Annotated in this window: 12 protein-coding genes and 1 tRNA gene; 5 read left to right on the forward strand and 8 right to left on the reverse strand. The window is 69.7% G+C overall.

The window, feature by feature from the left end:
- The 7 genes from ACFHWE_RS09130 to ACFHWE_RS09160 all read right to left on the reverse strand — a co-directional run bounded on the left by ACFHWE_RS09130 (nucleotide 1) and on the right by ACFHWE_RS09160 (nucleotide 3,385).
- Nucleotides 1-768: a DUF2397 family protein gene (locus ACFHWE_RS09130; protein WP_416600235.1), complete on the reverse strand. Its 768-nt coding sequence runs from the start codon at nucleotides 766-768 to the stop codon at nucleotides 1-3.
- Between the two features lie 160 nt (nucleotides 769-928).
- Complete coding sequence (locus tag ACFHWE_RS09135; protein WP_416600237.1) at nucleotides 929-1,414, reverse strand: hypothetical protein; 486 nt, start codon at nucleotides 1,412-1,414, stop codon at nucleotides 929-931.
- Nucleotides 1,415-1,619: 205 nt separating this feature from the next.
- Nucleotides 1,620-1,871 (reverse strand): hypothetical protein, encoded by a 252-nt coding sequence (locus ACFHWE_RS09140; RefSeq protein WP_028646541.1) that lies wholly within the window; start codon nucleotides 1,869-1,871, stop codon nucleotides 1,620-1,622.
- A gap of 12 nt (nucleotides 1,872-1,883) precedes the next feature.
- On the reverse strand, nucleotides 1,884-2,138 hold the full coding sequence (locus tag ACFHWE_RS09145; protein WP_028646542.1) for a hypothetical protein: 255 nt from the start codon (nucleotides 2,136-2,138) through the stop codon (nucleotides 1,884-1,886).
- 12 nt (nucleotides 2,139-2,150) lie between these two features.
- Nucleotides 2,151-2,414, reverse strand: coding sequence for a hypothetical protein (locus ACFHWE_RS09150; protein ID WP_028646543.1), 264 nt, complete (start codon nucleotides 2,412-2,414; stop codon nucleotides 2,151-2,153).
- Between the two features lie 55 nt (nucleotides 2,415-2,469).
- Nucleotides 2,470-2,715, reverse strand: coding sequence for a hypothetical protein (locus ACFHWE_RS09155; RefSeq protein ID WP_028646544.1), 246 nt, complete (start codon nucleotides 2,713-2,715; stop codon nucleotides 2,470-2,472).
- A gap of 588 nt (nucleotides 2,716-3,303) precedes the next feature.
- Nucleotides 3,304-3,385 (reverse strand) — tRNA-Tyr (locus ACFHWE_RS09160).
- Between the two features lie 236 nt (nucleotides 3,386-3,621).
- On the opposite strand from ACFHWE_RS09160, the gene ACFHWE_RS09165 reads away from it, so the two are divergent.
- A complete protein-coding gene (locus tag ACFHWE_RS09165; protein ID WP_028646545.1) occupies nucleotides 3,622-4,116 on the forward strand; it encodes a YajQ family cyclic di-GMP-binding protein in 495 nt (164 codons plus the stop codon).
- Nucleotides 4,117-4,158: 42 nt separating this feature from the next.
- Here ACFHWE_RS09165 and ACFHWE_RS09170 read toward each other — a convergent pair whose 3' ends face one another.
- On the reverse strand, nucleotides 4,159-5,019 hold the full coding sequence (locus ACFHWE_RS09170) for a M48 family metalloprotease (RefSeq protein ID WP_416600240.1): 861 nt from the start codon (nucleotides 5,017-5,019) through the stop codon (nucleotides 4,159-4,161).
- A gap of 452 nt (nucleotides 5,020-5,471) precedes the next feature.
- Between ACFHWE_RS09170 and ACFHWE_RS09175 the strand changes: the two genes are divergently transcribed.
- The 4 genes from ACFHWE_RS09175 to ACFHWE_RS09190 all read left to right on the forward strand — a co-directional run bounded on the left by ACFHWE_RS09175 (nucleotide 5,472) and on the right by ACFHWE_RS09190 (nucleotide 9,797).
- Nucleotides 5,472-7,325 carry a 2-oxoacid:acceptor oxidoreductase subunit alpha gene (locus ACFHWE_RS09175; RefSeq protein ID WP_416600242.1) on the forward strand — a complete coding sequence of 618 codons (1,854 nt, stop codon included), beginning with the start codon at nucleotides 5,472-5,474 and terminating at the stop codon, nucleotides 7,323-7,325.
- Nucleotides 7,315-8,394: a 2-oxoacid:ferredoxin oxidoreductase subunit beta gene (locus ACFHWE_RS09180; protein WP_416600244.1), complete on the forward strand. Its 1,080-nt coding sequence runs from the start codon at nucleotides 7,315-7,317 to the stop codon at nucleotides 8,392-8,394. The genes ACFHWE_RS09175 and ACFHWE_RS09180 overlap by 11 nt, the downstream gene beginning before the upstream one ends.
- 67 nt (nucleotides 8,395-8,461) lie before the next feature.
- Nucleotides 8,462-9,124, forward strand: a complete 663-nt coding sequence (locus ACFHWE_RS09185; RefSeq protein ID WP_416600246.1) for an NAD(P)H-binding protein — start codon at nucleotides 8,462-8,464, stop codon at nucleotides 9,122-9,124.
- A 154-nt stretch (nucleotides 9,125-9,278) separates the two neighbouring features.
- On the forward strand, nucleotides 9,279-9,797 hold the full coding sequence (locus tag ACFHWE_RS09190; protein WP_416600248.1) for a hypothetical protein: 519 nt from the start codon (nucleotides 9,279-9,281) through the stop codon (nucleotides 9,795-9,797).
- Nucleotides 9,798-10,184 lie beyond the last annotated feature (387 nt).

The raw sequence follows: 10,184 nt of genomic DNA on the forward strand, positions 1-10,184 counted from the left end.
CTACAGGCTCCGGCGCGTGTGCGCCGAGAGGTCGATCGGGCCGGTGGTCTCGTTGGCGGGGTCGGGGGCCGCCTCTGGGGCGGCGGTCGGCTCGCGGAGGGCGGGGGGAGGCTCCTCGGCGGGGTCGAGGACGTGCTGTCCATAGGGGGTGACGCGCAGGCGCAGCCCCTCCAGGGTCAGTTCGCCGCCTTCACCGAGCACGGTGACCTCGGCGCCGGGGGCGGGGATCACGTGGAGGCGCAGACCGAATTCGAGGTCCCCGGCGGAGGTGGGCCGGCCGCTGGCGTCACCGGAGCCGAGGGCGGCGGTGAGCAGCTCCATGAGGACCTCCATGCCCGCACCGGACAGGTTCAGGCTGGCCCGGTCCCCGGTGGGCTCGGCGAGCAGGGAGCCGATCTGCTCGGCTCCGGCCCGGCGCCAGTGGGCGGAGGACTCGGCGGCGTCGCGCAGGCGGGCGCGCTGGGCTCGGTGGTCGCGGACGGGTTCGGGAGGGCGTGTGCCCGGCCGCTCGGTGACCGTGCTGCGGTCGGGGTCGGCCTGCCACCAACTGGTGGTGGCGGCGACCCGGTCGTCGACCCTGCCCGCCAGGTGGAGTGCGGAGTGGAGCCCGTACGCGGCGGTGGCCAGTGCGTCGGCACGGTCGGGCCCGGCCTCCTCGAACCAGGAGGCCAGGCGTAGGAGCGCGGCACGGCCGTGCCGCGGCGCCGACTGCTCGCCGGTCCCCTGTCCTTCGTCCGCGCGGTCGTCCGCGGGCTGCTTGAATCCCACACTTCAGCAGACTAGAGACCTCCTGGACACACCACACCCGGTTCGGCCCCTGATGACCCGGCCGAACCAGCCCTCCCACCCGCATTGAGCAGGGATTATGTACTTTTTCTGAAGTTTGGATCGATTCTCGGGAACATGTTCCACCGGTGGCCGCGAGGTGTCACCCGGGAGGCAGGGCCAGTCGTCCCCCGTCGGCCTCCGCCATGGCGCGGCGCATGTCATCGGGCATGTCCCCGCCGCTCACGGCGTAGGTGGAGAAGTAGGCGGTGCCCTCGACCTCCACGGGGTTGGCGAGAACGACGTCCACCTCGTAGGGGTCGTCCGTGCAGCCCTCGTGGAGGCACCACGTCCCCGAGACCCCTCCCTGGCCGCGCGCGGTGCCCGCCGACCACTTCTCCCACTCCATGCCGGAGAACGTGGTGAACTCCGTGGCGACGTAGGAGTCGGGGCGCTGGTCGGCCCTGCCCCGCTCGTGGCCGTGGGTGTTGAACACGTAGGTCTCGCCGTCCCCGGCGGTGACGGGCGCCGCCCCCTCGGACGCGGGCCGGGGCTCCTTGCCGATGGACCCCCCCGGTACGGCCGTCTGACCGCCACAGGACGCCACCGTCAGCGCGACCGCGCCACTCAGCAGAACACCACGTTTCATTCCGGCCTCCTCCATATGCCTGACCGTGCGTTGGAAAAACGGAGAGGCCCTCCGGCCGAGCCGGAGGGCCTCCCACTTCTGTTCTCGGTCGCCGACCGCCGCGACGGGGTCCGGTGGAGCCCGCCGGGACCGCACGCGCCGCACCGGGCGCGGACCCGTGGACGCCGTCGGCCGCTGCGGGGCCGGGCGACACGCCGAACGGTTCCTAGTCGATGTTGGTGCCGACCGGGCCGTTGGTGCAGTCACCGGCGGTGTCCGGCGACAGGACCGGGACGTTCACACCGAGCGCGCCGAGGGCGAGGTCGGTGTTGCAGAGCTGGATGGGAACGAGCTGCAGGTTCTGGTTGAACTGCTGGTCACCACCGTGCGACCCCCCCGCGGAGGCGGGAGCGGCGGCCAGCATGGCCCCCAGGGCGATTCCGGCGATGGCACTGGCAGCAGTGAACTTGCGCAACATGGTCGGAATCTCCTAGTCGACGTTCGTGGCAACGGGGCCGTTGGTGCAGTCACCGGCGGTGTCCGGCGACAGGATCGGGACGTTCACACCCGCGACCAGGCCGAGGGCCAGGTCCGTGTTGCAGAGCTGGATGGGAACGAGCTGCAGGTTCTGGTTGAACTGCTGGTCACCACCGTGCGACCCCCCCGCGGAGGCGGGAGCGGCGGCCAGCATGGCCCCCAGGGCGATTCCGGCGATGGCACTGGCAGCAGTGAACTTGCGCAACATGGTCGGAATCTCCTAGTCGACGTTCGTGGCAACGGGGCCGTTGGTGCAGTCACCGGCGGTGTCCGGCGACAGGATCGGGACGTTCACACCCGCGACCAGGCCGAGGGCCAGGTCCGTGTTGCAGAGCTGGACCGGAATGGCCTGGAGGTTCTGGTTGTACTGCTGGTCGCCACCGTGCGAACCGCCGTGGCCGTGAGCCATGGCCGGGGAGCCGGAAAGGACGAAACCGAAAGCGGCACCAGCCACAAGGCCGGCAACACCGAGCTTACGCAGCATGTGTATTTCCCTTCTGAAAACGTGAATAGATGTCTCGGTCGGACTGTTGCCGGAACTAGCTGATGTTGGTGCCGACAGGCCCGTTCACGCAGTCGCCCGTGGTCTGCGGCGACAGGATCGGAATGGTGATGGCAACCAGGCCGACGCTGCCGGTCAGGTTGCAGGACTGGATCGGGACCACCTGCAGGTTCTGGTTGAACTGCTGGTCACCACCGTGCGAGGCGTAAACGGGGGCTCCGGTGAGGAGCGCACCCATAGCGGCACCGGCGACCAGGCCAGCAGCGGCCATCTTCTTGATCATGATTTCCCCGAGACGAAATACGAGGTTCAACAGAAAAAGACGCAGGCGTTGTTGCACCTGTGTCGCGGTGGACTAAGGCAATCATCATCCGCCCCCCGGGTTTTGTCAACGCCGAAACCCCGAGGTTATTTTGTCCAAATTGTCGGAGATGCTCTTTTTATAGAGAGTTCAATTGTCGTTTTCCCGACTATATTCATGATCTCCGCCCATGCGGATCTTCCACCCCCAGAGGCGCCGCCGACCCCGCCCCCGCGAAGAGAGAACCGAGCGAACCCGCCAAAAAGCCGCCACCCTCAGTGATCATCGCGTGACTTCACCGTGGCACCTTCGCGATCGTCCGAATCCCACGAGGCACCCCCAGCGCCGTCACACCGCGCGAGGATATGTGACGCACATCACCCAAGAGGGGGGTGGGGGACGCCCGAGGTGAGCGGGCGCTCCAGGGGAGTGCCGAGAGGTGTTCCACGGCTGTTCCACAGGTGTTCCGTGACCGTCCCGTGGAGAGCCGGGAACGGCCGTGACCGGCCGGGAACGCGAAAGGCCCCGGTGTCCAGCGTTTGTGCTGGTCACCGGGGCCTTTCCCCAGGGTGGCAGGTCAAGGATTCGAACCTTGGAAGGCAAAGCCGACGGATTTACAGTCCGCTCCCATTGGCCGCTCGGGCAACCTGCCTGGGCTGCGGCGACGTGTTCGTCGCGACGCATGAACGAGAGTAGCGGATGATCGACCCAAACCTGAAATCGATTAAGCCGCGCGCTGTCGCCGTGGTGGTTCCCGACGCCTCCGAGCAGCGCCCGGCTAAGCTCGGGAACCCCGCCCGGCCGGACCTTCCGGCTCGGGCCGGACGAGACCGCGCGGGCGCCCGCCGGGCGTCCGCTCCCATGACAGACAGCGGGGTGTGAGCGTACGTGGCCGCCGAATCCAGTTTCGACGTCGTGTCCAAACTCGACCGTCAGGAGATCGACAACGCCCTGAGGCAGGCGGACAAGGAACTGTCCCAGCGGTTCGACTTCAAGGGCACCGGAACCGGCATCGCCTGGAAGGGTGAGGAGGTCGAGATCACCAGCAGTACCGAGGAGCGCGCCACCGCGGCCCTGGAGGTCTTCAAGGACAAGCTCGTCAAGCGCAAGGTCTCCCTGAAGACCATCGAGCCCGCCGACGAGCCCAAGCCCTCGGGCAAGGAGTACCGCCTGCCGATCGGGCTCAAGGAGGGCATCACCCAGGAGTACGCCAAGAAGATCTCCAAGCTCATCCGCGACGAGGCCCCCAAGGGCGTCAAGTCGCAGATCCAGGGTGACGAGCTGCGTGTGAGCTCCAAGAAGAAGGACGACCTCCAGAGCACGAAGAGGCTCATCGAGGAGCAGGACTACGACGTGGCCCTGCAGTTCGTGAACTACCGGTAGCCGTGGCCGACCGGGCCGCCCGGTCGGGGCGGTCCGGCTCCGTCAGCCCGGGTTCCACTCGCCGTGCAGTCGGCGCAACCGCCGGACCCGCTCGTCCACGGGCGGGTGGGCGGAGAACAGGCGTCCCGCGCCGGCGGGGAACGGGTTGGTGGTCATCAGGTGCGCCGCGGGCAGCAGGAGGCGCTGCTGCGGCAGCGGGTGGGTGCGCGTACCCGTCTCCAGCTTGCGCAGTGCACGCGCCAGGGCCATCGGGTCGCCCGTCAGCCGCGCCGCCTCCTCGTCGGCCCTGAACTCGCGGCGGCGCCCGACCCCGCAGTAGACGACCGCCCCGGCCACCGGGGCCAGCAGCGCCAGCATCAGCCCGCCCAGCAGGTTGGGCATGTCGGTCTCCTCCGACTCCCCCAGCGGCAGCAGGAACGTGACCGCGGTGAGCGCGGCGATCAGCGCGGTCAGGATCGAGGCGACCGAGCTGATCAGGGTGTCGTGCGCGCGGATGTGCGCCAGCTCGTGCGCCAGCACGGCCCGCAGCTCCCGTTCGTTCAGAGTGCGCAGCAGTCCCGTGGTGCAGCACAGCGCCGCCCGGCGCGGGCTGCCGCCGGTGGCGAAGGCGTTGGGCGAGGGGATGGGGGACAGGTAGAGCCGGGGCATCGGCTGCCGGGCGGCCGTGGCCAGCTCGCGGACGATCCGGTACAGGTCGGGGCGCTCGATCTCACCCACCGGCCGGGCCCGCATCACGCGCAGGGCCAGCGACTCCCCGAAGAGATAGACCAGCACCCCCGCGCACACGACCAGCACCAGACAGAACTGGGCACCGGCCGCCGCGGCGACCAGCCAGCCGCCGCCCACGAGCAGGACACCGGTACCGGCGAACAGGCCCGCCGCACGAAGCACGTTCACGTGCATGCCGCCACCTTCCCGCCGGTTTGTCGTCTTCGATGCCGTCCATGGTGACAAACGCGCGGCCTGCCGCCGCGCGTTCCCCACCTGACCAGCCGTTCATCACATTTCCCGGAGCACGCTTCCTCTGATGTGACAATCGCCACCCGGAAGCGGGCGGGCCGCGCGCGAGCACCTATAGTGCGAACGTGGTCCTTGTCACTCCATCCACGGGTCCGGGAGATCCGGACCCGTGGACGAGCGGCGGTGTCGTCGGCGGTCGGCCCCTGCACTCCCCGGCCGCCGCGACGGCACCGCGCACCGCGGCACCGGGTTGGCGCACCCGGCCGTCGCGGGGACCACGACCGCTGTCCTCACGCCCGCGGACCGGATGCCGTCACCGGCACTCCCCCGAAGGCTGACAACCGAGCGCCGCCGCCCCTGCGACCGGCGGCTCACCGAGGAGGTCGTCGATCTCAGTGGCCAAACAGATCGAACAACTCGACCGGGTCATCATCCGCTTCGCGGGTGACTCCGGCGACGGTATGCAGTTGACCGGTGACCGCTTCACCCAGGACACAGCGTCGTTCGGCAACGACCTGTCGACCCTGCCCAACTTCCCAGCGGAGATCCGGGCCCCCGCCGGCACCCTGCCGGGCGTCTCCAGCTTCCAACTGCACTTCGCCGACCACGACATCGTGACCCCGGGCGACGCCCCGGACGTCCTGGTGGCGATGAACCCCGCGGCGCTGAAGGCCAACATCGGGGACCTGCCCAAGGGGGCCACGGTGATCGTCAACACCGACGAGTTCACCAAGCGCAGCCTGGCCAAGGTAGGCTACGGCGCCGACCCGCTCGGCGACGGAAGCCTCGACGGGTTCAAGGTCAGCGCGGTACCGCTGACCTCGATGACCGTGGAGGCGCTCACCGGCATCGACATCTCGAAGAAGGACGCCCAGCGAGCGAAGAACATGTTCGCGCTCGGCCTGCTCTCGTGGATGTACAACCGGCCGACGGAGGGGACGACGGAGTTCCTGAAGTCCAAGTTCGCCGCGAAGCCGAGCATCCTGGCGGCCAACCTGGCCGCCTTCCGGGCCGGGTGGAACTTCGGGGAGACCACCGAGGACTTCGCGGTCTCCTACGAGATCAAGCCCGCGCGGCTGCCCGCGGGCACCTACCGCAACATCACGGGGAACCTGGCCACGGCCTACGGCCTGATCGCCGGGTCCGAGAGGTCGGGGCTGCCGCTCTTCCTGGGCTCCTACCCCATCACCCCGGCGTCGGACATCCTCCACGAACTGTCGCGGCACAAGCGGTTCGGGGTGCGCACGTTCCAGGCCGAGGACGAGATCGCGGGCGTGGGCGCCGCCCTGGGCGCGGCGTTCGGCGGCGCGCTCGGCGTGACGACCACGTCGGGCCCCGGCATGGTGCTCAAGCAGGAGACCATCGGCCTGGCGGTCATGACCGAGCTCCCGCTGGTGGTGGTCGACGTCCAGCGCGCCGGCCCCAGCACGGGCATGCCGACCAAGACTGAGCAGACCGATCTGCTGCTGGCCCTGCACGGCCGCAACGGGGAGTCGCCCCTGCCGGTCGTGGCGTCGGCCTCACCCGCCGACTGCTTCGACACCGCCTTGGAGGCGGTGCGGCTGGCGGTGACCTACCGCACCCCCGTGGTGATGCTCTCGGACGGCTACCTGGCCAACGGGTCGGAGCCGTGGCGGCTCCCGTCGGTGGACACGCTGCCCGTGATCGAACCCGGCTTCGCCACCGTTCCGAACGGCTCCGACGGCTCCTTCCTGCCCTACGAGCGCGACGCGCGGACGCTGGCCCGGCCCTGGGCGGTCCCGGGGACCGCGGGGCTGGAACACCGGATCGGCGGGATCGAGAAGCACGCCCGGACCGGCGACATCTCCTACACCCCGGCCAACCACGACCTCATGGTGCGCACCAGGCAGGCGAAGATCGACGCCATCGCCCGCGACATCGCCCCGCTGGAGGTGTCCGACCCCACCGGGGACGCCGACGTCCTGGTCCTGGGGTGGGGCGGCACCTACGGTTCGATCACCGCCGCGGTGCGCCGGGTCCGGCGGGCGGGCGGCCGGGTGGCCCAGGCCCACCTGCGCCACCTCAACCCCTTCCCGCCCGACCTCGGTGAGGCGCTGAGCCGCTACGACCGGGTGGTGGTCCCGGAGATCAACCTCGGCCAGCTCGCCCTGCTGCTGCGGGGCCGGTTCCTGGTCGATGTCATCGGTTACAACAAGGTGCGCGGCCTGCCTTTCAAGGCCGAGGAACTGGCGGACGTGCTCCAGGAGGTCATCGACGGTGGCGAGTGAGAACGGCGGACCTGCGGCCAACGGCTCCGGGAGCGGCCTCACCGGCCTGCGCCTGGTGCCCAGGGCCGACACGACCTACACGATGAAGGACTTCAAGTCCGACCAGGAGGTGCGCTGGTGCCCCGGCTGCGGTGACTACGCGATCCTGGCGGCCTTCCAGTCGTTCCTGCCCCTGTTGGGGGTGCCGCGCGAGAACATCGTGATCGTATCCGGGATCGGCTGCTCCTCCCGGTTCCCCTACTACCTGAGCACCTACGGCATGCACTCGATCCACGGGCGCGCCCCGGCGATCGCGACGGGGCTGGCGAGCAGCCGCCCGGACCTGTCGGTGTGGGTGGTCACCGGTGACGGGGACGGGCTGTCGATCGGCGGCAACCACCTGATCCACGCGCTGCGGCGCAACGTCAACATCAACGTCCTGCTGTTCAACAACCGGATCTACGGGCTGACCAAGGGGCAGTACTCCCCCACCTCGGAGGCGGGCAAGGTCACCAAGTCCTCGCCGGTGGGCTCCCTGGACCACCCGTTCAACCCGGTGTCGCTCGCGCTGGGCGCCGAGGCCGGGTTCGTGGCGCGCACGATCGACTCCGACCGCAAGCACCTCACGTCGGTTCTGCGCGCGGCGGCGGACTACCCGGGCGCCTCGTTCGTGGAGATCTACCAGAACTGCCCGATCTTCAACGACGACGCCTTCGCGCCTCTGAAGTCCCCCGCCGACCGGGACGTGCGGCTGCTGCGCATGGAGCACGGCGAGCCGCTGCGGCTGGGCGCGGACCGGGGCGTGGTCGCCGGGGAGTTCGGCGGTCTGGAGGTCGTGGACACCGGCACCGTCGGTGAGGACCGGGTCATCCGGCACGACGCGCACAGGGAGGACCCCGGCTACGCCTTCGCCCTCTCCCGGCTGGACCAGCCCGCGTTCGAGCACGTGCCGATCGGCGTGTTCCGCGACGTGCGGCGCCCCAGCTATGACGAGCTGCTCAACCGGCAGATCGCCGAGGAGCGCGCGGAACGGGGCCCGGGCGACCTGGCCGACCTGTTGTCGGGCGGGGACACCTGGACGGTCTCCTGATCCGCTGTCGGCGCCCCGCCGCCGGGGATGTGCTCCCTCTCCGGGCGGCGGGGCCTACGCTGCTGGCATGCGTATCGTCATCGCCGGGGGACACGGGAAGATCGCACTGCGCCTGGCCGGGCTACTGGCCGACCGCGGAGACGAACCCGTCGCCCTCATCCGCAACCCCGACCACGCCCAGGACGTCCGCGACGCCGGGGCCGAGCCCGTGGTGGTCGACCTGGAGAAGGCCACCGTCACCGAGTTGGCGGAGAAGCTCATGAACGCGGACGCCGTGGTGTTCGCCGCGGGCGCGGGACCGGGCAGCGGCGCGGCCCGCAAGGAGACCGTCGACCGCGCGGCCGCCGTCCTGACCGCGGACGCGGCCTCGCTGTCGGGTGTGCGCCGCCTGGTGCAGGTCTCGGCCATCAACGTGGACGAGCCCGTCCCGGAGGGCACCGACGAGGTCTGGGCCGCCTATGTGGAGGCCAAGCGCGCTGCCGACGCCGACCTGCGGGAGCGCCACCTGGAGCTGGACTGGACGATCCTGCGCCCGGGGCGGCTCACCGACGATCCCGGGACCGGGAGGGTAGCGCTCGGGGAGGACGTCGAGCGCGCCGAGGTGACCAGGGACGACGTCGCCGCGGTGGTCGTCGCCCTCCTGGACGAACCGGGGACGGTCGGGAGGACTCTCAATCTGGTGAACGGTGAGACGCCGGTCGCGGAGGCGGTCCGGGCCGCGGCGTCGTAGGTGCCGCTGTTCCGCACTTTCTGTGGCCAGATGTGTGTATTGAAGGCATGATGGTTGCGGAGCCCGGCGGAGTCCCGCCTTGGTGGACACGGATACCGGGTAGCGCCAGACGGGTGAAGCAGCTCCGATTCAGAGCAGATGGGTACGGTTTCTCATGAGCGTCACGCAGGTCGTCAGGGACAGCACCGTCGTCGAGCACGCGAAGGTCGCCGCGCAGCAGAAGCGGCGGATGTTCGTGGTCCAGCTCGACGTCAACTCCTACGACGACAGGGACAGCAAGCTGCGCCCCGGTCTGACCCGCATCCTGGAGGGGATCGAGGAGGTGGGGTGGCGCCTGGAGATGACCACTCCCGGTGAGGCCGACGACGACAAGGCCTCCTGCCGCCTGTTCATCTTCCGCCCGGACCCGCAGGCCCAGCAGCCGGAGCAGCCCGTCCAGCAGGACCAGTCCGGCCAGCAGCAGGTGCCGCAGAACCCGGCGACCGGCGCCCAGCAGCAGTACCCGGGCTACGCACCGCAGCCGGGGTACGGCCAGCAGTACCCGGGCTACGACCCCCAGCAGTACCCCGGGTACGGCCAGCCGCAGTACGACCCGCAGCAGTACCCGGGTTACGGGCAGCAGCCGGGGTACGGCCAGCAGTACCCGGGCTACGGCCAGCAGCCCGGCTGGTAGCAGCCTTCCGTCTCCGGGGCCCGCGCGGTGCGCGGGCCCCTTTTGTGTTCTTTCACCCCGGTAAGTCAGATTCCGATGCATTCGTCGTCGGGCCGCTCGGACGATCCTTTCGCCGTGGCGCATCAGAGCCACGGAACAAGAGGGCATGTCGTTCATGTCGCCCTCCGTAGCAAGGAAAAACTCAGGAAAACCCGGATTCCCCCGAGGAAGCACACCAAGCGATCGCCGCACTACGCTAAGTTATTTCCGGCGGCTCCAGCCGCCCCATTGTGTACTTCCGAAAGGTGACCATCATGCGGCGTATCGCCAAGATCTCCGGAATCGCTCTCGCCACCGGCCTGGCGCTGGGCGCCCTGTCCGCCCCCGCCTCCGCGGACAACAACTCCG

The sequence above is a fragment of the Nocardiopsis sp. LOL_012 genome, assembly GCF_048060475.1.
In the GTDB taxonomy this organism is placed as follows: domain Bacteria; phylum Actinomycetota; class Actinomycetes; order Streptosporangiales; family Streptosporangiaceae; genus Nocardiopsis.